Below are 20,803 nucleotides of genomic sequence, written 5' to 3' on the forward strand. Positions count from 1 at the left end.
CCCCTCATTCATCTCAAAGCCATGAAAACCACTCTTCCCACCCTCGCCCTGGCCGCTGCTTCGCTCGTAGCCGCCGCCCAAGCCAAAACTACTGCTTTGGCTTCGGCTTCGGTCGCCGCGCCCGCCGCCAGCACGGCCCCCAGCGCCTACCTCATCGTGATGACGGCCACCGTGGCGGCCCAAAGCGCCGCCGCCACCCCGGCTGATGTGCAGGCCAACCTTGCCCAGTTGGAGCGGGTGGCCGCTGCCGCCCCCAGCGCCTGGGAGCCCCGTTACTACCAGGCCCGCGGCTACCTCAAGCTCGGCTTCGCCGGCAAAGACGGCGACCAGCAGGACCAGCTCTTCGACCAGGCCCAGACCGCGCTGGACCAGGCCAAGAAGCTGCCCGGGGCCGACCAGGCCGAGGTGCTCATCCTGCAAGCCTACATCTACCAGGGCCGCATCATGGTGAGCCCGATGACGCGCGGCATGGTGTACGCGGGCCGCGTGGCCGACGCCCTGGGACAGGCCAAGGCCCTGGCCCCCGGCAACCCCCGCGTGTACCTGTTGCTCGGCAACGACCTGTTCTACCGTCCCGCCATGTTCGGGGGCGGGGCCGAAAAAGCGCAGCCCCTCTACGCCAAGGCCAAAGCCCTGTTTGCCACCTTCAGGCCCGCCACGGCCCTGAGCCCGGCCTGGGGTGAGAAAATGAACGACGCCATGCTGGCCAAAACCAGCGCCGAGGCCACCAAGTAAGCGACTGCCTGCCCGGGCGCTGGGCCTCGCCAACCGGCGGGGGAGCAGCGCCCGGCCTTTTTTGTTACTTTGATGGAAACATTTCCCTTCTCCCCCGTGGTTTCCCCCAACGCTTCTTCGGTTCGTCCGCTTCCGGTGGGCCCGCCCGCGGCTGGCGGCTACTTGCCCAGCGGCGCGGCGCACAGCTGGTGGAAAGCCCTACGCATCATGCTGGTGCTTTCGCTCGTCATCAGCGTCTTGGTAAACCCGCGGGCGTTGGGCAGCTGGGCAGCGTTTGCCATCACCTACGGCTACACCCTGATGTACAGCCTGAGTTTATGGCTGACCAACGGCTACGTGGTGGAATGGCTCAACCGGCGCTATACCTGGACGGTGCAACCCGTGCGGCGGCGGCTGCTCACGCTGTCGGTATCGTTGGGGGGCTCGGTGCTGGTTATTTTACTGATGAACGCCGTGCTGCTGCTGTTGCGCGGCAAGCCGCTGGCCCAGTTGTTTGCCCCGGCCATGTACTGGCCGCTGATGCTGCCGCTCATCATTACGGTCATTATTTCGCTGTTCAATCACAGCCGGGCGTTTTTCTTCCGGTGGCGCGAGGCCGCCGTGCGCGCCGAGCGCCTCGAAAAAGAAACTGCCGTGACCCGCCTCGACTCCCTGCGCCGCCAAGTTGACCCGCACTTTCTATTCAACTCCCTGAATGCGCTCACCAGCCTGGTGGAGGAAAACGACCCGGTCCGCGCCGTGCGCTTCATTCGCCAGCTTAGCCAGGTGTACCGCTACGTGCTCGACAGCCAGAGCCAGGAGCTGGTGCCGTTGGTCGACGAAGTAGCTTTTGCCGAAAGCTATTTGTTCCTGCAAAAAACCCGTCTGGGCGCTGCCCTGGCCGTGGAAATGGACCTGCCGCCCGCCGCCCTGGCGCCGTATCACGTGCCGCCCCTGGCTCTGCAATTGCTCCTCGAAAACGTCATTAAGCACAACACCGCCTTCCAGGCCGACCCGTTGCACCTGCGCGTGACCCTGGACACCGCCGCCCGCACCATCACGGTGCGCAACACGCTGCGCCCGCGCCGCCTCGCGCCGGGCGAGTCGTCGGGCCGGGGGCTGAAAAACCTGGCGGCCCGCTACGCTTTCCTGACGGATAAACCGCTGGTAATAGGCGAAGAGGCGGGCGAATTCGTGGTTGCTTTGCCGCTGCTGAAGCTGTGATGAATGAATTTTAGAACGTCATGTCGAGCGCAGCCGAGACATCTCGCCAGGGGTAGTAAAGCTGCCGATTAGATTAGTGCTGCACGCGAGATGTCTCGGCTGCGCTCGACATGACGTTCTTTTGCCTTCGCCTTTTTCTGCTTTAGCGTTACCCTCCATGCCTCTCCGCGCCCTCATCGTCGAAGACGAACCGCTCGCCGCCCGCCGCCTCGCCGACATGCTGGTTCGCCCGCCCGAACCCGTGCAAATCCTGGGCACGGCCGAATCGGTGGTGCAAGCCGTGCAACTCCTCGAAGCCGGACCCGTGCCCGACGTGCTGTTTCTGGATATTCACCTGGCCGATGGCCTGAGCTTTGAGATATTTGAACTGACGCTGGTGCGCTGCCCGGTTATTTTCACCACCGCCTACGACCAGTACGCCCTGCAAGCCTTCAAGGTGAACAGCGTGGACTACCTGCTCAAACCCATTGATGAAGCGGAGTTGACAACGGCCCTGGCTAAGCTGCGTGCCCGCCTGCCCGCCGCCGCGCCCGCCTTCGACCCCGCGCTGCTGGCCCAGCTTATGCAGCAGATGCAGCAAACCGCGCCTGCCGCCGTCCCCTACAAAACGCAGTTTGTGGTGCGCGTGGGCGAACACCTGAAGGTGGTGCCCGTCGACCAGATTGCCTACTTCTTCAGCCTCGAAAAAGCCACCTTCCTGCAAACCATCGAAGGCCGAAAATTCGTGGTCGACTACACCATGGACCAACTCGAAACGCTGCTCGACCCGCGCCGCTTCTTCCGCCTCAACCGCGCCTACCTGGCCCAGCAGTCGGCCATTCAGGACATCATCCACTACACCAACTCCCGCCTGCAAACCGTGCTCAAGCCCCTCGCTCCCGATACCCAGGTGCTGGTGAGCCGCGAAAAGGTGAACGTGTTCAAGAGCTGGCTGGACAGGTAGTTTTTGTTCTTACAAAGCTAAGAACGTCATGCTGAGCGTAGTCGAAGCATCTCTCCCGCGTAACTATTCAATGCTGATTGCAACGAAGCGGTAGAGATGCTTCGACAAGCTCAGCATGACGTTCCCCTTGCTCATTGCCCATTTTCCCATTTCCCACCGCTATTACCCTTCCAGCCACGCTTTCACGGCGTTGGCTTTTTCGCGGCTCACCAGGATTCCCTCGGCGGGGGCGGGGTGCAGCTCCACCAGCAGCTTGCCGCCAAAGTGCGGGTGCAGGCGGCGCACGGCCGGTAGCTGGGCAATCACTTGGCGGTTGAGGCGGAAAAATTGGGCCGGGTCGAGCAGGCTTTCCAACTGCTCCAGGGTGTAGTCGAGCACAAAGCGGCGGCCATCGGCGGCCACCAGCGTCACGGTTTCGTTTCGGCTGAGAAACCAGGCAATTTCAGCCACCGGCAGGGGCAATAGCTGCTCCCCTTGCCGAACCAAAAACCGCGTTTTGTAGGGCCGGCCGGGCCGGGGTAGGGCATCAAGCAAACGCTCAATTGGAAAATTAGGAATTAAAAATGAAGGATTAAAAATTGCTTCGGTTGAGCCTGCAACGTTCTTTAATTCTTTATTTTTAATTCCTAATTTCCTCCCCGGCCATTGGCGCAGCTTGGTGAGGGCGGCTTGCAGCTCCGCCAGCTTCACCGGCTTCAGCAGGTAGGCGATGCTGTTGGCCTGAAAAGCCCGGATGGCATAGGTATCAAACGCAGTGGTGAATATGACCGGGCTGGGCACCACGGCCTGCTCCCAGATTTCTAGGCTCAGGCCGTCGGCCAGTTGAATGTCGCTCAGGATGAGGTCGGGCGCGGGGTTGGCGGCCAGCCAGGCCAGGGCGGCGGCCACGGTATCGAGCACGGCCAGCACCTGGACTCCGGGCGCGGCCTGGGTTAGCAGGCGCTGGAGGCGTTCGGCGGCGGGGTACTCATCTTCGAGCAGGAGAATGGTCATGGGCGAAAGGAGCTACAGGAGCGGCAATTTCACCCGGAATTGGCCATCGGCCTGCGTCACTTCCACTGGGTGGGCGGCGTGCAGCAGCTCGTAGCGGCGGCGCACGTTGGCCAGGCCCGTGCCGGTGCCGGGAGTCAGGCCGGCGGTGCGCGGCCGGAGCGTGTTTTCGACCATCAGCACATCCGGTTGCCCGGCCGCCACGGCCAGGCGCAGGTGCAGCGGATGCTGGCGCGAGGCCACGTTGTGCTTCAGCGCATTCTCAACTAAGACCTGCACGCTGAGCGGCGCCACCCGGCGGGTCAGGGCGGCGGGCAGCACGGCTATATCAACCACCAGATTATCCCGAAACCGGACTTTGTGCAGCGCCAGGTAGGTTTCGACGAAAGCCAGCTCCTCGGCCAGCGGCACGGTGGCGTGGCCCTGGGCCAGCAGCACGTAGCGGTACACATCGGCCAGCTGCTCCACGAATTGCTGGGCGGGCGCATTGCCCGGCTCGATGAGGGCCGTCAGCGTGTTGAGGTTATTGAACAGAAAATGCGGGTCGAGCTGGCTTTGCAGGGCGTCGAGCTGGGCCTGGGTGCTGGCGCGGGCCAGCTGGTCGGCGCGGCGGGCATTGGCCTCCCATTGCTGAAAAAAGTAAAGCGCTTCGTACAGCGTCTGAACCACGGCCGTGGGCAGCAGATTGAACTGCATCTGGTGCAGCAAGTGGACCGGTTTCAATGGGAATAAGGTCGGGGCCAGTGCGTGCAGCGGCAGCATGAGCAGCACCGTGGCTCCCGCTACAAACGCCACCGACAGCCCCGCCAGCGCCCACAGCCGCCGCCCGGTTTGCTCCACGCGGGGCAGGCGGCGCAGCAGCCACGTCCACAGCGCTCGGCTGCCCACCCACAGCGCCGCCGTGAAGTAGAGCGCGACCCCCCAACTCACCACAAACCGGGCCGGCGCGTCGGCCCCCGCATACGGTCCGTTGAGCAGCGCAATGAGCAGGGCCAGCACGGGGATGCCCCAGCGGCGGAACCGACGGTCATTCATGCTGCAAAGATGTCAAACGCGCCGGAGTTACCTCGCCCACAGCGGCCGGCCCGCCAGGGCCAGCGCGAAGAGTCCGGCCACGGCCCCGGCGTACAGCGTGGCCCCGGCCCACGTCAGTAGCGCGGCCCGGCGCGGTGTCCAGCGGCTCAGGGCCCAGCCCAGCAGCGGGAGAACTTGCAGAGCGTGCATGCCCAGGAAATGAGCCGCGCGCAGGTCGCCGGCGCGGGTGCTCCAGCCCAGGCCGGGCAGGCCGGGGCCGCCATCGGGCGCGCCCACGGTGTGCTGGGCGTTGTGAATCATCAGGCCGCCCAGCATCGAGCCCACCAAAAACACCAGCAGGCCCAGGCGCAAGCCCCACACGTAGCCCGCCGGCCCGTGCGGGCGGTGCCGCCATGCCAAGTACAGGGCCCAGACGGTCATGGCCGTATTCACCGCGATGAAGATGCCCATGGCGGCAAAAAGGAGGCCGTCGAACGCGGTGGCGAGGTTGTAGTGCGACGTGGTGCCTCGGGCCGCTTGAATGAAAATAACGGCCTGCTCCACTGCCATGCTCAGGGCCACGCCCAGGCTGAGGCGGCGCACGCTGCGCTGGGCCGCGGCCGGCAAATCGGCTAGTAGCCACCCCAGCGTCCAGGCGAAGGCAATGATGGACAGCGAAAATTTCAGTAGCTTGAGCCACACCAAGGCTCCGGTTACTAGGCGCTGGTCGAGGGGCAGCAGTACCAGGGCTAGTCCCGCCAGCCCCACGTTCAGCCAGCCCGTCCATGATAGCGCCGGATTCACGCGATGCAGCGTGCGCAGCCACTCCCGCACCGGTGGCGTGCTGGGAACTGCCGTAGGGCCGGCCGGGGAGAAATTGAGCGAGGAAAGTAGCGCAGTTTTCATGAGTCGAGCAGCTTAAAAATCGAAGATTAGCGTGCGGCTGGTACAGGCAACGGGTAGCGCCGCCGCACGGCCGAGTACAGCAGCAAGCCCAACGGCCCGAGCATGAACGTGGCTGCTAGGCACGGCACCAGGGCCCAATGCGGCACGCCCCGGCGCTGGGCGTCGCGAGCTTCCCAGGCTCCAATCCACATATCGAAGCACAGGTAATGCACCCAGCCCGCGAGCAGCGCCCACGGCTCCTGAAACAGCGCCGCCACTTGCCCCAGCGAGCCAAACCCGCCGCCAGTGGCCGGGTGGGCAACAGTTTGATAACCGATGAGCACGGCGTAGGCGGCGGCCAGCAGCAGGGGCAGCGCTCCGCTCAGCACCACGGCGCGGGTGCCGCGCCAGCGCGGGGCCAGCACCAGCAGCGCCCAGCCCAGCAGAGCTACGGGGTTGGCAACGGCAAAGAGGAGGTCGGGTGTGAGCATGGTGGGCAGGTCGTGAAAGTGCGTCAAAACTAGCGGCAACCGCCGGGCCGCGCCAGCCGTTAGCAGGTGAACCGGCAAAGCGTTGGGGTCAGGCAGCGGTTGGGACCGGGTGAAATGCGGAGTGGTTTCCGGCGGTTGCCCCTAGTAGTTTCGTGATGGAGTGGTTTGTGCGCGTTGTTTTGTTGGGTCTGGTCCTGCTGCCGGTGGGCGCGCAGGCCCAGTCTGCGCCGGTTCCGCGGGCCGATACCGTCCTGCGCCGCCCCGCCATTCTGCGCCTGCCCCACAACCGCTTCGTGGCCCAGTACGACTCCCGCTACTCCATCATCAATCGCCACTTCACCACCATCAACGGCCTGAAGCTGGGCATCGAGTTCAAAAACCGCTTCCGGACCGGGGCGGCCATTTACTTCCTGAGCACCGGCGTGCCTACCCGCCGGGCCAAGCCCGAGAATGCCGCCGAGGACGCCGACGCCGAGCTGCGCTTCCGCTACCTGGCCGTGTATGCCGGCTACGCGCTGCTCGAAACCAAGCGCTGGGAGCTCAGCGCCAACCTGCAGCTGGGCACGGGCTCGGCCTACGTTCGCTACCAAAACGCCGCCGGCGACCTCGACAAAACGCCCCATGACTTCCTGGGTGTAGTGGAGCCCGCGATGGCCGCCCAGCTGCGGGTGTTTCGCTGGGCTGGCGTGGGCACGGGCCTGGGCTGGCGGCAGCCGGTATTCGTGCCCGCCGCCATCCAAAAAGAGCTGAACGGCCCCGTTTTCTACCTCCGCGGCAACGTCTTTCTGGGCGAGTTGATTAAGGTGATGAAAGACAAGGAGCCGCTCTTTACGCAGTCCAACATGCGGCCCGACTGAGCCGTGCGCGCAACGCAAAACGGCCGGCTGTCCCGAGGACAGCCGGCCGTTTTCTCCTTAAGCTATGCCAACGCCCGGCCCGCCCGCCGCTTCAACTAGTCGATAAACTTGAGCTGCAACGCCTCGGTCACCTGCTCGGCCGGAATGGCGAAACCGATGCCCTCGATGCCCCGGCCCACCAGCTTGGCGTTCACAATGCCCAGCAGCTGGCCCGAGCGGGCTACCAAGGCCCCGCCGCTGTTGCCGCCGTTGATACTCACGTCGGTTTGCAGCAGCGCGTGGCCCTCTATTTTGCGCCGCCCGCTGATGATGCCCTTCGAGACAGTCTGGCCCAGCTCACGCTGGGCAGTCGAAAGGTGGAGAAACCATCCGCATCAATTTTGATGAGCGCCAGGCCCATTTCGGCATTGACCCGCACCACGCGGCCCTTGGCCGTCAGGCCATCAGCCACCCGCACTTTCACGTCGTTGCTGCCCGCAATGGGTTTGGTTTTAACCTCCTTGTCGTTCACGTACACCGTGCTGCCGGCGGGCGGAGCCACCACGCGCGCCGTCTGAAAGGGGGTTGCAATGATGGTAGCGCAGCTTTGCAGCAGCAATGTGCCAACGAGAATTCCACTGAAAACTGGCGTAAAAGGTCTTTTCATGTGAAAGCTGTTTAGAAAGTCGAATATTCTGTCATCCTGAGCTTGCGAAGGACCTTACCACGGCCGCATCGAAGGGATTACTACAAACAGCCAGCCGTGGCAAGGTCCTTCGCAAGCTCAGGATGACAAACGCTCAAAAAAATCGATTTTCTAAACAGCTTCACCACATAATTCCCCCCAGGCCTATCGTTATTCTTCCAAGCGGTCAAGTATTTTTCCGGGCTGAACCGTGGCGTTGTGCTACAAGCTGCGCAGCGTGGCTGCCCGGTTGAGCTTGCCCGTGGCCGTAACCTGGAATTCGGGCACGTAGACCAGTTGGCGGGGCTGTTCGTAGCGGCCCAGCCGCCCGGCCAGTAGCGCCTTTAATTCCTCCTCCAAACCAGCGGAAAGCGCCGGCCCTTCAATGAAAGCCGTCACGGTTTGGCCCAGTCGCTCATCGGGCTGGCCGGCTACGAAGCAGCGCCGCCCGGCCCCAATTTCGGCCAAGGCCACGTCCAGCACCAGCTCCACTTTCTCGGCCGGCACCTTCACGCCACCCGAGTTTATCACAAAATCGGCCCGGCCCAGCCACTCGAAGGTGTGGGCATCGCGCAAATTCACCACGTCGTTGGTAATGATGAGCTGGTCGTCGGTCACGTCGCCGCGCAGGGTGAGACAGCCGCGCTCGTCCTGCCCGGCCGCGATGCCCGGCAGCACCCGGAAGGCGGTGGTGGCTTGCGGGCCATTGAGCCCCTGCAGGGCTACGTGCGAGCAGGTTTCGGTCATGCCATACGTCAGCCACACCGGCACCGTGAGGGGCTGCAGCTCCTGTTGCAGCGCCGCGTCGGCCGGTGCCCCACCAATCAGCAGGGCCTTCATCTGATTGAGGCGCGGGGCGTGGCCAGCCGCCAGCACGGTTTTCAACTGCAAGGGCACAAAGGCCGTGAAATCGAATTCCGCATCGGCCGCCACGTAGCTGAAAGGGTCGGCGTGCGGCTCCACGATGGTCAGGTGCAGGTTGCGTTCCAGCCCGCGCACCAGCATCATCATGCCGCCGATGTATTCGCAGTTGAGGCAGACCAGCGCCCGGTCGCCGGGCCCGAGGTCGAAGAAGTCGGCGGTGCGGCGGGCGGAGGCTTCCAGCTGCCGCCGCCGCAGCACGATGGGCGAGGGCGGGCCGGTGCTGCCGGAGGTGGTGAGGCTGAATTCCTGGGTGCCATTCAGCCACTGCCGGATGAAATCCAGCACCTTGGCTTCATAGCCGTTCACGGGTCCATCCAGCTGGGCGGGGTATTCGCGGATGGCGGCGTAGGCGTATTCGCGGCCGTTGAGCAGGAGAGAAGTAGGGAGGTTGGCGGAAGCAACAGACATATAAATCACCACATTAAAAGAGCAACAAATACCGCCAGCAGGACCGGCCCGGTGCTACCCAAGCAGCCATTGCTGGTACGTTTGGGCTGAGGGCCGCGTTTGCCAACCTAGTGCCACCAGTATCATACCCCCCAAAGCAAGGTCGAGCGGGTGGTGCCCAATGGCGTACGAGACGAGCAGGGGCAAGGCCAGCAGGCCCAGCAGGCTGTTGCGCAGCACCACCCGGCCCTGATAGATGCGCAGGTTTTCTTCGGCCGGCCGCCGCAGGTTGGGCCGCAGGTACCGGGACACGATGTAGAGCAGCCCGCCCACCACCGGCAGCAGGGCCAGCAGCCCCAGCAGCGTCGGCCAGGTGGCCAGCCGGGGCTCCAGCGTGGGGCCCACAGCGGCCTGGCTGCTGCCGGCCAGGATGCCGCCCACCATCAGCAGGGCCTGCACGGGGTAGTGCAGCCAGTGCCGCCGGCGGATGCGGCCAATAGCCTGGTGAAAGTCAGCGTCCGTCACGAGTGCAAATAAGGCATGTTTTTTCCTGCCGTGGCAAGTGCAACAAGTAACCCGCCCGAGCGGCCGTCGGTTTGCCAGCTGCGGGACGCGGCCCGGCCCGGCCGTCGGTTCGCGCCGGCCACCGCGGTCAAAACCCGGTTTCCAGCCCGCGTAGCTCGTCGAGCAAGGCCCGCCGGGTTTCGTAGCCGTCGGCCACCTTCAGCTGCTGGCGGAGCTGGACGAAGCGCGTCGTGAAAGCCACGTATTCCTCTGAGTGCTCAAACTGGCCCAGCCAAGCAGCAAAATCGGCCAGTGCGGGCTGTTGGCTCGAATAGGGCAGCTGCTCGGCCAGGTAGGGCATTTCCAGGTTCGAGCCTTCCCACTTGGCAAGCGGCACCAGCGGGCGACCAAAAAACTGGTCGTACAGGTACGTATTGAGGCAATACGTCTGCACCGCCTTGCGCTCCGCGTCCCGCAACCGGCCGTTTTTGAAGAGTAGAATGGTCCATTCAAACAAAAAGTCGGGATAGCCGATATCATCGCCGAAGTTTTTATCGAACCACCGCACGTAGCGCAGGCCGCCCGCGTAATCGCCCAGCTGCACGTACAGCTTCGGCGGCAAATAACGGTAGCCCTGGCTGTCGTCGTAGTCTCCGAAGCGGCGCTTTTCGGCGGCCAGCACCCGCTTCACGTCAGCGATTTGCTCGCGGAGCCGCTCCGCTTGTTTGGGGGTTAGGGGTTTGTTCATGCTGCTTCGGTGGCGTTTTACTACTGGCTGAAGGGCATCCGGCGCATCCGGAAAGGCTGACGGCCTCATTTTTTTGGGTAAAATTCCTCCCGCGTCTCGGTCAGGTAGTCGTGAAAGCCCCAGCCGATGCCGCGGGTGTCGCGTACTATCTGCGCCGTGCGAGCCGCAAACTGAACCAGCAGCTTTTCCTGTTGCATCAGGGTCAGGGCCTTGGCGTACGTATTTTCCAGGCTGGTATAGAAAGCCTCGTCGATGTCGCCGTACTCATTGGTAAACCGCACGCCCGTCTCCACAAATACGAGCAGCAGGTCGGCCAGCAGCTCCGCCGCCGGTTCCAGCTTCTGAAAGTCGCTGACGGCCTTTTTGCCCTCGCGCAGCCGGAGCTGATACCCGCGCTTGGGGAAAAAGGCCTCCACCACCTTGGTCCGGTACTTTTCGAACCGTTCCCGCTCGTTGGGCTGCACGTAGAAATCCAGGTACTCCTGGGCCGCCTTGTTCTTCTTGTACAAATCGGCAATCAGGGCAACGAGTTGGTCCTTGTCCAGTATTTTCAGCTCTTTTTTCAGGTCGGTGAGTCCCATCAGTATTGTCGGCTGGTAAAAGTATAGGTTTCGCAAGGGTTGCTTTAGGGCAGCATTTGTTGAGGCTTGGCGATAGGCAGGGCTTTTTAGCACTCGGGTTCAACAGAACTCTTGATACTAAACCTTGTGCGAATATTTCATAGAAGTACTTCCGCCGCCATGTTGTCAAACAAGCGTTGCGGCTGCTGCCCGGCCGGTCGCAACGGCCAGCGCGCGTCCGCGCATCGCCAACCAAAAAAAGGCCCGTCACGCTTCGCGGACGAAATGCGACGGACCTTGTGCCGGCGGGGAACGAGCCGCGCCTTACGGAAATTTTGGAAATTTCGAGAAGTCCGGCTGCCGCTTTTCCATGTAGGCGTTGCGGCCTTCCTTGGCTTCGTCGCTCAGGTAGTAGAGCAGCGTGGCGTTGCCGGCCAGTTCCTGAATGCCGGCCTGGCCATCCAGCTCGGCGTTGAAGCTGGATTTGAGCATGCGCAGCGCGAGCGGGCTTTTCTGCAGAATCTTGTGGCACCAGGCCACGGTGGTTTCCTCCAGCTTATCGAGCGGCACCACTTTGTTCACCAGGCCCATGTCGAGGGCTTCCTGGGCGTCGTACTGGTCGCAGAGGAACCAGATTTCGCGGGCCTTCTTCTGGCCCACCACGCGGGCGAGGTAGGAGGCCCCGAAGCCGCCGTCGAACGAGCCCACGTTGGGGCCGGTCTGGCCGAAGCGGGCGTTGTCGGCCGCGATGGTCAGGTCGCACACCACGTGCAGCACGTGGCCGCCGCCGATGGCCCAGCCCGCCACCATGGCAATGACCGGCTTGGGAATGGAGCGGATGATTTTCTGGAGTTCCAGCACGTTGAGGCGGGGCACGGTGTCCTCGCCCACGTAGCCGCCATGGCCGCGCACGCTCTGGTCGCCGCCCGAGCAAAAGGCCCGGCCGCCCTCGCCGGTGAGGATAATCACGCCGATATCGGTGCGGTCCTGGCACGTGCGCATGGCCTCAATCATCTCCTGCACCGTGAGCGGCGTGAAGGCGTTGTGCACCTGCGGCCGGTTGATGCTGATTTTGGCGATGCTGCCAAACTGCGTGAAGAGAATTTCTTTGAACTCCTTAATCGGGGTCCAGCTAATGGGTTCGGTCATATAAGGTTGTCATTCTGAGCGCAGCGAAGAATCTTATCACGTCCGCGCCGCTGGGGTTACTAAATCCGACGAAAGCAGCCGTGATAAGATGCTTCCTTCGTCAGCATGACAGTTACGAAAAGGCTTGTTTTACCGCACTACGGTATTCTTCAAAAAATGCCGCGTTGGTTTTTGAGTCGGTAAAGACTTCCAGCAACGCCGCGCCGGTTTCGGCTGCAAAGAAAACCGGTAGCGCGGCTTCGAGTTCAGTAAACGACGAAACCGGGAAATAGCGCAGGTTGAAATCCCGCGCCGTGTTCTCAGCCGTTAGGGCCTGCCGGGTCTCAAAAAACTCCTCCAACTCCGGCTGCTGCCGCGGCCCGTCAATCATGCGGAAAATGCCGCCGCCGTGGTTGTTGAACAGCACTACGCGCAGGTTGGGCAGCGGGTAGTTGTGCCAGAAGGCATTGCGGTCGTAGAAAAACGCCACGTCGCCGGTGAGCAGCACCACCGGGCGGTCGGGCTGGGCCAGGGCCGCGCCCACGGCGGTGCTGGTGCAGCCGTCGATGCCGCTGGTGCCGCGATTGGCGAAAACCTCAATTTGCCGGCCTTGCGGGATGCCTAGGATATTGGCGTAGCGCACGGCCATGCTGTTGGCGAGATGCAGGGCGGTGTTCGCAGGTACGGAAGCCAACGTATCGGCAAATGCCGAAAACTCATTAAAAACTGTCTGAAAGCCCTGGTGTCTATCTCCTTGGCTGCTGAAAAAATCCTGCAAAGCGGTTCCTGCACGTTGCTGGGCCGAAGTCCAAGCTAGGTTGAAGCCAGATTTAGCCATTGCAGCTGAGCTGCCACGCGCGATTGCACTCGTCAGAGTTTGGAAAAAATCTGTTGGCTCGGTGCGAATAAGGCGGCTTAAGGAACGGAAAGTATCGGCTGCGGAGCCATTGGCCTGAATGTGCCAATGCTGTGCCGGAGCACTGTCCCGCAAAAACAGTTTAAGGCTTTTGGAAATAAGTGACTGCCCGAACGTAATTAATAAATCAGGTTTCAAAAAGGACTTTTGTTCCTGGCTAAACCCCGTCAAGAAAATATCCTGATTCGTAATTATTGAATCGGAATGGCTGCGAATATTAGCAATTGAATCACCAGCTACGGTTGCTCCAAAAACTGACTGAAAGTTTTCCAGCGCCGCATTAAGCTGTGCATCTTCTTGGTGTTGTCCGGATACTACCAACACTTGCTTGGCTTGCTGAATATGCTGTCGCAATTCGGCTATTTCAGTCTCGGATATTAAAAAAATTGCGGGAGTTTCCCGAATAATCTTCACATCCTGCTCATACCGAATTTCCTCCCCCGCCTTCGGATAAAACGGCTCGCGCAACGGCACGTTCACCTGCACCGGCCCGGCCGGCGCGGCTTGCGCCAGATTTATGGCCTCGTTAATTATTCGCGCCGAATGCCACTTGGCATCGGGGTGTGAAGTCTCAACTGGAAACTCGAATGCGCCCTTGGCGTGGGCACCGTACAAATTGTGCTGGCGGATGGTCTGCCCATCAAGCTGGTCAATCCATTCGGGCGGCCGGTCGGCGGTGAAAATTAGTAGCGGAATCTGCTGAAAAAAAGCCTCCGCCACGGCCGGCGCGTAGTTCAAACCCGCCGTGCCGGAGGTGCACACCAGCGCCACCGCCCGCCGCTGCGCCTGCGCAATGCCAAGGCCGATGAAGGCCGCCGCCCGCTCATCGGGCACCACGCGCACCGTCAGGGCCGGGTGGCGGGCGAAGGCCAGCGTGAGCGGGGCCGAGCGCGAGCCGGGCGAGAGCACTACGTCGGTGATGCCGTGGCGGGCGCAGATTTCAGCGATGTTATAAACGGCTTGAATTGTCATGAAATGGTGGCAGTCAAAAATGCGAAAGGCGGCGCGTGGCGGCCGTGGTTAGCGTCGTGGTTTGGTGACCTGCGATGCGGACTTGGCTGCGGCTGGTGGCAGCACCAATGCCCGCAACAGGCGCACCAAGCTGTCCATGTCGCGGTAATCCAGTACCTCTACGGGCGAGTGGGAGTAGCGGCCGGGCCAGGAAAGTGGAACGGAAGGAATGCCGTAATTCAGAAACTCCAGCCCGTCGGTGCCACCGGCCGTCATGCCTTCCTGAATGGGTATTTGGTTGCGGTCGGCCAGCGCGTGCACTTCGCGTACCAAGTTGCGCGGGGCGAAGTTGGGGCTTTCCAACACCCGAATAACGGCACCCTGCCCCAGCGGGCAATAGCCAAACGCCTGGGACTCTTGGGGCGCGTCGGACGATACAAACGTGTCGATTGGATACACCACGGTGGCATCCTGCAGCTGCTGCGCCGCGAAAGCCGAGCCCAGCAGCCCAATTTCTTCGGTCACCGACCACACGTAGGTAACCCGGCAGGGCAGCTTGGCGGGGTCCAGCCCTTGTAAGCTCAGCAGCAGGGCCGCGCACCCCACCCGGTCATCGAGACCCCGCGCCGCTGCGCGCCGCGCACCCAAGGGCCGCAATTGCTTGGGCATGGTCACGGAAGTGCTGCCCGGGCGGATGCCTGCCGCCTGGGCCTGCTGGGCCGAAGTATAGCCCGCAAAAACCGTGAGCGGGATGGTAAAGGTGCTTTTTGTGGCCTGCATGTAGGCCGGTCGCGGCTCAAATACGGCCGCGATATCGGCCTGGCCGGGGGTGTGCAGCAGGGCCGGCTGGGCTTCCCAAAGCCAGGGGAAAGCCCCGCCTTTTAGGGCGAGCACCAAGCGGCCGTTGGGGCGAATGGAGTCGACCATGAAACCCACTTCGTCCATATGGGCCACAAACACGAGGTGGCGCTTGCCCTGCCCAAACGTCATAGTCAGGTTGCCTGCTTGGTCTACCACCGGTTTGGCCCAGGCCGGTAGCTGCCGGGCGATGAATTCCCGCACCGGAGTTTCGGCGGTGCTCACGCCATATTGGGCCACCAGGCCCGCCAACAGCTTAACCGACGGCAACAGGGCCGGGGGCGCAGGCCCGGCGGCAGCGGCTGGCAGCGGCAGCGCCACCAGCGCCGCGGTTGGCGCTTCGGCTGCCAGCAGCCAAGCCTTGGCGAGCTCCTGCACATCGGCCACCGCGACGGCCTCCACGGGCGTATTGGCGTACCGGGCGGGCAGCCCCAGCAAGATGGTGCGGGCGGTGGCGAGTTTGGCATTGGGCAGCACCGGCTTGCGGCCCGGGCGGGGAGGCTGCACGAGCACCTGCCCCGGTCCGGCAGCCAGCAGCGCTTGGGTGGCCAAGAATTGCCCGGTGCCCGTGGCCTCGGTTGCGAGCGTCCGGTCGAAGCGGTACACTTCCTCAAAAGGACCGTACTGGTTGGCCACGGCCTCAAAGCCTTTGCCATTCAGCAATTCCTGGGTGGTCCAGGCGATGACCACCGTGCCCTTCACTGGCGCTGCCGCCAGGGTTTGGGCTGCCGTGGCCAGCGCCATGGCGGCGGCTTTGGCTTTCATGGCCGGGGCCGCTACCCACTGCTGCCCAATAAGAGCGGGTTGTTTGTCGAGGGTGAGCGGGTCGAGCAAGCGGATGCCTTGCTGGGCCACGTCGGCTGCCGAAGCCGCGCCCACATCCAAAAAAGCGGCCTGCCAGGAAAAAGGCGCTTTGTTCCGCTCTGGTTCCGCCCGTTGGTTGTCGTAGTGCGACGACGGCACGCACGAAATGGCGTTGACGGCGGCGCGCTCGGTTATAATCCGAACATCGTGGCCTTCCAAAAATTGATGAAACAGCGGCCCAACCTGCCCGCCGCCCACGGGCGCTACCCGCAAATAGCCGTTGTCCTGAATCTGACTCACAACGTACCCCGGCTCATCGAGCGGGGCCACCAGCAGGCGGCGCGGGGTGCCGCGGCCCAACACCAGCACCACGTTGCCGAGCCGGTCGCGCTGCAACGTCCCGGCCTTAAACAAAGATTCTATAAACCGGCTGGCTTCCTCTTCCCGGCCCGCCACTGCACTGGTGCGGGCATAGGCCTGCAGCAACGCCGGCGACTGCGCCGCAGCTAGTTCAGCCCAGCCGATGAGCAGTAATAACATGGTATAAAAACGCATGAGCACGGGACGTTGCTTCAAGTGAATGAATTTGGACAGATGTTGAAGCGAAGGTATTGGCCGAAGGGGCAGGGCCAACGCAAAGGGCAACTATTTCTGACGCCGTGCGGAACGAACACCATGCTGGGCGCCGCGAAACATTTTCCTCGATTCGTTAACTCGTCTTGGGACCAATGTTAGAAAGCGGCAACTGCGACCACCGCACCCACGGTCTGCAGTTTCATCTCGGTTTCCTGCCACTCCCGCGCCGGGTCGGAGTCCACCGTCAGGCCAGTACCGGCGTAGAGAATGGCCTCATCGGGGCGTAGTTGCAGGCAGCGCAGGTTCACGTAGAGGCGGGCCACGCCGGGCGCGGCCACGTTCACCGGGCCCAGAAAGCCGCTGTAGTAGGCGCGGTCGTAGCCCTCGTGCTGCTGCAAAAACTGCAGCGCCGCTACTTTGGGCATGCCGCCCACGGCCGACGTGGGGTGCAGCAGCCGGAGCATATCGGTGCCCAAATTGGGGAAGGGCACTTGCCGCAGGTTCACTTCAAAATCGGTGCGCAAGTGCAGTAGCTGGCCGGCAATGACCGTGCGCGGGCCGGTTTCGTGGTACTCGCGCAGCCGCAGCTGCTTGAAGCAGTTTACGATGTAGCGTGCCACCAGGGCCTGCTCCTCAATCTCCTTCTGCCGCCAAATGGCTGTGCGCGGCGAAACATCGGCCTTCAGCGGCTGGGTAGCGGCCAGGGCCATGGTGTGGAACGTGCCATCGGCCGTGACTTCGGCCAGCACCTCGGGCGTGGCCCCCAGCCAGGTACCAATGCCCGGCACGCTCACCAGCGACACAAACGCCTGTGGGTACTTCCGGTTCAGTTCCAGAAACGCGTCCAGTGGGTCGAAACCAGCGGGCAGCGGGCGGCGGGCGGCCCGCGAAGTCACTACTTTCATCACTTCCTTTTCCGCAATGGCCGTCACGCCCTCGCGCACAAACTGCTTGTATTCGGCTTCGGTAGCAGCGTGGGGGGCTGGGCGCGGGCTGTAGTGCCAGGCTAGCACCTCCGCGGGGGCGGCGGCCAGCCAGGCGGTGAGGTTGGGCACGAGGTCGCGGGCGGCCAGCGCCACGGTCACGAAGTCTGGCTGGGTCAGGTCGTAGCCCACATCGGCGGGTAGAAACAGGGCCGGGTTGTGGTCAGAGTCGCGAAAGGGAAAAAACGCAAAGCCCGCTGGGGCCTGCTCATCGAGCGCAGGCGGCAGGCCGGTGTAAGCTGCTTCGAGGGAACGGGCAATCAGCAGGCGTGGGTGGTCGGCCCCGGGTTCGCGCCACAGGGCCAGCGGCCGGCCGGTGCGCAGGGCTCCGGCGGCCAAATGGCGCAGCCGGGCCTCGGCCGGAAGGCCGGCGGCCCCGGCTGGCCACGGCAGCTGGCGGGGTTCAATTACGCCCATCAGGCCTGCGTGCTCTGGGCGGCCGGCAGGTCGATAACGGCCATAGTAATGCGGCTGATGCACACCAACGCGCCGGTTTCCTCGTGCGTGATGCGGATTTCCCACACCTGGGTGCTGCGGCCCACGTGCACCGGGGTGGCCCGGCCGCGCACCCAGCCATCGCGCACTCCTTTGAGGTGGTTGGCGTTGATTTCCAGGCCCACGCAGGCCTGAGTGGTGCGGTCGGGCAGGCGCAGGGCGGCGGCAATGCTGCCCAGGGTTTCGGCCAGCGCCACCGAGGCGCCGCCGTGCAGCAGGCCCATGGGCTGGTGGGTGCGGCCATCCACGGGCATGCGGCCTTCGAGGTAGTCATCGGCCACGGCGGTGATTTCAATGCCAAGGGCATCGGCCAGGGTGGGGCGGGAGGCGGTCCAGCGCTTCACTTCTTCCAGGGTCATGGGGCAAGGGCAGGCGGGCAGACTGCGCGGCAAATAACTTCGCAGTCGTGGGTGATATTCGGGTGTTGCCGGTCAACGGTCGGGATTTAAACCCCGTACTTTGTAGGATTGTTGACGCACGGTCGCACAAAACTACCACGCAGCGTAATGCCCCGAACCATCTTTCTCCTGCGCCACGGCCAGACCGATTTCAACGTGCAAGGCATTGTGCAGGGCAGCGGCATCGATTCGAGCCTGAATGAGATGGGCCGCCGCCAGGCCGCGCAGTTCTACGCCGCCTACGGCCACGTGCCCTTCGATAAGGTTTATACCTCAGCCCTGCGCCGGACCCAGGAATCGGTGCAGCGGTTTCTGGATGCCGGCCACCCGCACGAAGCCCACGCCGGCCTCAACGAAATAAGCTGGGGCGTGCGCGAAGGCACTCGCATTACCCTGGAAGAAGACGCCGAATACCGCGAAGTGCTGGCCGGCTGGGCGGCCGGCAGTACCGACGGCCGGCTCACCGGTGGCGAAAGCCCCGAAGAAGTAGCCGCCCGCCAGCGCCCCGTCATCGAGCTGCTGAAATCGCGCGACGACGAGCGCACCGTGCTCGTCTGCATGCACGGCCGGGCCATGCGCGTGCTGCTCTGCCAGCTCCTGAACTACCCGCTCAGCTACATGGAAGGTTTCGAGCACAGCAACTTATGCCTGTACAAGCTGGAGTTTACGGGCACGGTTTTCACTATCAAGAATTTTCTGGACGTTTCGCATCTGCAGGTCGCGGGCTGATTTGCGGTTGGTTGCTTTGATGTAGTCCGAATGTCAGGCTTCAACTACGCGGACGCCAGGTGAAGCCTGACGCTGTATTGTTATTTGGGCCAGCGCTTTCATTCTCCTGCCCATAACATTGCCCTCCCCAACTTTTCGGGCTAATTTTGGCCTCTTCTATACAAGCGCGACAAATCCGATGGCCGAAATCATAAAAATGCCCAAAATGAGCGACACGATGACCGAAGGGACCATCGCGGCCTGGCTCAAAAAAGTGGGTGATAAAGTTAAATCCGGGGACATTCTGGCCGAGGTCGAGACTGACAAGGCCACCATGGAGCTCGAAAACTACGAGGACGGCATCCTGCTTTATATTGGCCCCAAAGAGAATGATTCGGTGCCGGTTGATGGCATCCTGGCCATTGTGGGCAAGGAAGGCGAAGACATTTCCAGCCTGCTCAGCGGCCAGGGCGGCGGCGCGGCCCCGGCCGCTGAAGCGCCCAAAGCCGAGCCTGCGCCGGCTCCCGCCGCAGCACCCGCACCCGCACTGGAAGCGCCTAAAGTTGCCGCTGCTCCGGCTCCTGCACCCGCCGCCGCTACTCCGGCAGCTCCTGTTGCACCAGCAGCTCCGGCCGCGCCCGCCAATGGCAAAAAAGCCACCGTGGTGCGCATGCCCAAGATGAGCGACACGATGACCGAAGGCACCATTGCCGCTTGGTTGAAAAACGTGGGTGACAAAGTGAAATCCGGGGATATTCTGGCCGAAGTCGAGACCGACAAAGCCACCATGGAGCTCGAAAACTACGAGGACGGCACCCTGCTCTACACCGGCCCCAAAGCCGGCGAAGCCGTAGCTGTCGATGGCATTCTGGCCATCATCGGCGAGGAAGGCGCTGATATTCAATCCCTGCTCGGCGGCCAAGCCGGCGGGGCCGCCGCAGTTGCGGTTTCCGCCGCAGCTCCTGCTCCGGCAGCAGCTCCTGCTCCGGCAGAAAATGCGCCAACTGAACCTGCTGCCCCGGCCCCGGCCCCGGCAGAATCAGCCGCTCCGGCCCAGCCGGCTGCGGCTCCGGCTACTACCGGTCGCATTCTGGCCTCGCCGCTGGCGAAGAGCATTGCCAAGGAAAAGGGCATCAACCTATCCCAGGTAGTAGGCAGCGGCGATAACGGCCGCATTGTGCAGCGCGACGTGGAGAACTTCCAGCCCGGAACGGCGGTCGCGCCTGCGCCCACGCCAGCGGCTGCTCCGGCCGTTGTGGCTGCTCCGGCTGCTCAGCCCGCCGCTGCTCCAGCCGTCCAGCCCGCCGGTAGCGCCCCAGCTCCGGCAGCCGATACCTACACCGACACGCCCGTGTCGCAGATGCGTAAGGTGATTGCCAAGCGCCTGTCGGAAAGCCTGTTTACGGCCCCGCATTTCTATCTCACGATGGAAATCAACATGGACAAGGCCATCGAGGTTCGTGTGAAACTCAATGAGTTGTCGCCCATTAAGCTGAGTTTTAATGACTTGGTGCTGAAGTCGGCGGCTATTGCACTGCGCTCGCATCCGGTGGTGAACTCCTCGTGGCTCGGCGATAAAATTCGCCAGAACAAGCTTATCAACATCGGTGTAGCCGTGGCCGTGGACGAAGGCCTGCTCGTGCCCGTGATTCGCAACGCCGACCAGAAAGGTCTTGCCCAAATCGCGACCGAAGTAAAAGAACTGGCCGGCCGAGCCAAAACCAAGAAGCTGCAGCCGGCCGAGTGGGAGGGCAGCACCTTCACCATCTCGAACCTGGGCATGTTTGGCATCGATGAATTCACGGCCATCATCAATACGCCCGATTCCTGCATTCTGGCCGTGGGCGGTATCAAGCAAACCGCCATTGTCAAAGACGGCGCACTCGCTATCGGCAACATCATGAAGGTGACGCTGAGCTGCGACCACCGCGTGGTGGACGGTGCCACCGGTGCGGCCTTCCTTCAAACGCTGAAAAGCCTGCTGGAAGACCCTATGCGCCTGATGATTTGAGCCAATGATAAGAAATAACGAAAAAAACCAGCCGGTCAAGGCTGGTTTTTTTGTGCGGAAATGCACTAGC

Annotated in this window: 21 protein-coding genes; 6 read left to right on the plus strand and 15 right to left on the minus strand. The window is 62.8% G+C overall.

Going from position 1 to position 20,803, the window contains the following annotated elements; genetic code table 11:
* Nucleotides 1-21 precede the first annotated feature (21 nt).
* The 3 genes from IEW17_RS08975 (at nucleotide 22) to IEW17_RS08985 (ending at nucleotide 2,881) form a co-directional block, all read left to right on the plus strand.
* Complete coding sequence (locus IEW17_RS08975) at nucleotides 22-735, plus strand: hypothetical protein (protein ID WP_188561706.1); 714 nt, start codon at nucleotides 22-24, stop codon at nucleotides 733-735.
* A gap of 72 nt (nucleotides 736-807) precedes the next feature.
* Nucleotides 808-1,938, plus strand: coding sequence for a sensor histidine kinase (locus tag IEW17_RS08980; protein ID WP_188561707.1), 1,131 nt, complete (start codon nucleotides 808-810; stop codon nucleotides 1,936-1,938).
* A 157-nt stretch (nucleotides 1,939-2,095) separates the two neighbouring features.
* Nucleotides 2,096-2,881, plus strand: a complete 786-nt coding sequence (locus IEW17_RS08985; protein ID WP_188561708.1) for a LytR/AlgR family response regulator transcription factor — start codon at nucleotides 2,096-2,098, stop codon at nucleotides 2,879-2,881.
* Between the two features lie 162 nt (nucleotides 2,882-3,043).
* On the opposite strand, the gene IEW17_RS08990 is transcribed toward IEW17_RS08985, so the two are convergent.
* Genes IEW17_RS08990 through IEW17_RS09005 form a run of 4 tightly spaced genes read right to left on the minus strand, consistent with a single transcriptional unit; the run spans nucleotide 3,044 to nucleotide 6,261 of the window.
* Nucleotides 3,044-3,874, minus strand: coding sequence for a LytR/AlgR family response regulator transcription factor (locus tag IEW17_RS08990; RefSeq protein ID WP_188561709.1), 831 nt, complete (start codon nucleotides 3,872-3,874; stop codon nucleotides 3,044-3,046).
* Nucleotides 3,875-3,886: 12 nt separating this feature from the next.
* On the minus strand, nucleotides 3,887-4,906 hold the full coding sequence (locus IEW17_RS08995) for a sensor histidine kinase (RefSeq protein WP_188561710.1): 1,020 nt from the start codon (nucleotides 4,904-4,906) through the stop codon (nucleotides 3,887-3,889).
* A 27-nt stretch (nucleotides 4,907-4,933) separates the two neighbouring features.
* Complete coding sequence (locus IEW17_RS09000) at nucleotides 4,934-5,791, minus strand: hypothetical protein (protein WP_188561711.1); 858 nt, start codon at nucleotides 5,789-5,791, stop codon at nucleotides 4,934-4,936.
* Nucleotides 5,792-5,817: 26 nt separating this feature from the next.
* On the minus strand, nucleotides 5,818-6,261 hold the full coding sequence (locus IEW17_RS09005; protein WP_229748909.1) for an ABA4-like family protein: 444 nt from the start codon (nucleotides 6,259-6,261) through the stop codon (nucleotides 5,818-5,820).
* A gap of 152 nt (nucleotides 6,262-6,413) precedes the next feature.
* Here IEW17_RS09005 and IEW17_RS09010 point away from each other — a divergent pair, with 152 nt between their 5' ends.
* Nucleotides 6,414-7,118: a hypothetical protein gene (locus tag IEW17_RS09010; RefSeq protein WP_229748910.1), complete on the plus strand. Its 705-nt coding sequence runs from the start codon at nucleotides 6,414-6,416 to the stop codon at nucleotides 7,116-7,118.
* Nucleotides 7,119-7,213: 95 nt separating this feature from the next.
* Here the strand turns inward: IEW17_RS09010 and IEW17_RS09015 are convergent, their stop codons facing one another.
* From IEW17_RS09015 to IEW17_RS09065, 11 genes are all read right to left on the minus strand, one after another.
* A complete protein-coding gene (locus IEW17_RS09015; protein ID WP_308420608.1) occupies nucleotides 7,214-7,453 on the minus strand; it encodes a trypsin-like peptidase domain-containing protein in 240 nt (79 codons plus the stop codon).
* Complete coding sequence (locus IEW17_RS09020; RefSeq protein WP_188561715.1) at nucleotides 7,405-7,764, minus strand: hypothetical protein; 360 nt, start codon at nucleotides 7,762-7,764, stop codon at nucleotides 7,405-7,407. Before IEW17_RS09020 ends, IEW17_RS09015 begins: the two co-directional genes overlap by 49 nt.
* A gap of 240 nt (nucleotides 7,765-8,004) precedes the next feature.
* The gene (locus tag IEW17_RS09025; RefSeq protein WP_188561716.1) at nucleotides 8,005-9,114 is read right to left on the minus strand and encodes an AMP-binding protein; all 1,110 of its coding nucleotides are present in this window, start codon (nucleotides 9,112-9,114) and stop codon (nucleotides 8,005-8,007) included.
* A gap of 54 nt (nucleotides 9,115-9,168) precedes the next feature.
* Complete coding sequence (locus IEW17_RS09030) at nucleotides 9,169-9,618, minus strand: hypothetical protein (RefSeq protein WP_188561717.1); 450 nt, start codon at nucleotides 9,616-9,618, stop codon at nucleotides 9,169-9,171.
* 127 nt (nucleotides 9,619-9,745) lie between these two features.
* Nucleotides 9,746-10,345: a hypothetical protein gene (locus IEW17_RS09035; protein WP_188561718.1), complete on the minus strand. Its 600-nt coding sequence runs from the start codon at nucleotides 10,343-10,345 to the stop codon at nucleotides 9,746-9,748.
* Nucleotides 10,346-10,410: 65 nt separating this feature from the next.
* A complete protein-coding gene (locus IEW17_RS09040; protein ID WP_188561748.1) occupies nucleotides 10,411-10,926 on the minus strand; it encodes a DUF6155 family protein in 516 nt (171 codons plus the stop codon).
* Between the two features lie 303 nt (nucleotides 10,927-11,229).
* A complete protein-coding gene (menB, locus tag IEW17_RS09045) occupies nucleotides 11,230-12,054 on the minus strand; it encodes a 1,4-dihydroxy-2-naphthoyl-CoA synthase (protein ID WP_188561719.1) in 825 nt (274 codons plus the stop codon).
* 112 nt (nucleotides 12,055-12,166) lie between these two features.
* Nucleotides 12,167-13,921, minus strand: coding sequence for a 2-succinyl-5-enolpyruvyl-6-hydroxy-3-cyclohexene-1-carboxylic-acid synthase (menD, locus tag IEW17_RS09050; protein ID WP_188561720.1), 1,755 nt, complete (start codon nucleotides 13,919-13,921; stop codon nucleotides 12,167-12,169).
* 48 nt (nucleotides 13,922-13,969) lie between these two features.
* Nucleotides 13,970-16,138, minus strand: a complete 2,169-nt coding sequence (locus tag IEW17_RS09055; protein ID WP_229748911.1) for a M28 family peptidase — start codon at nucleotides 16,136-16,138, stop codon at nucleotides 13,970-13,972.
* Nucleotides 16,139-16,293: 155 nt separating this feature from the next.
* Entirely contained in the window at nucleotides 16,294-17,538 is a 1,245-nt protein-coding gene (locus tag IEW17_RS09060) for a chorismate-binding protein (RefSeq protein ID WP_188561722.1), read from the minus strand.
* Nucleotides 17,538-17,975, minus strand: a complete 438-nt coding sequence (locus IEW17_RS09065; RefSeq protein WP_188561723.1) for a hotdog fold thioesterase — start codon at nucleotides 17,973-17,975, stop codon at nucleotides 17,538-17,540. The genes IEW17_RS09060 and IEW17_RS09065 overlap by 1 nt, the downstream gene beginning before the upstream one ends.
* Nucleotides 17,976-18,122: 147 nt before the next feature.
* On the opposite strand from IEW17_RS09065, the gene IEW17_RS09070 reads away from it, so the two are divergent.
* Both IEW17_RS09070 and IEW17_RS09075 read left to right on the plus strand, forming a co-directional pair.
* Entirely contained in the window at nucleotides 18,123-18,743 is a 621-nt protein-coding gene (locus IEW17_RS09070; protein ID WP_188561724.1) for a histidine phosphatase family protein, read from the plus strand.
* Between the two features lie 178 nt (nucleotides 18,744-18,921).
* Complete coding sequence (locus IEW17_RS09075; protein ID WP_188561725.1) at nucleotides 18,922-20,733, plus strand: pyruvate dehydrogenase complex dihydrolipoamide acetyltransferase; 1,812 nt, start codon at nucleotides 18,922-18,924, stop codon at nucleotides 20,731-20,733.
* The last annotated feature ends 70 nt before the right edge of the window (nucleotides 20,734-20,803 follow it).

The sequence above is a fragment of the Hymenobacter frigidus genome (assembly GCF_014640435.1).
In the GTDB taxonomy this organism is placed as follows: domain Bacteria; phylum Bacteroidota; class Bacteroidia; order Cytophagales; family Hymenobacteraceae; genus Hymenobacter; species Hymenobacter frigidus.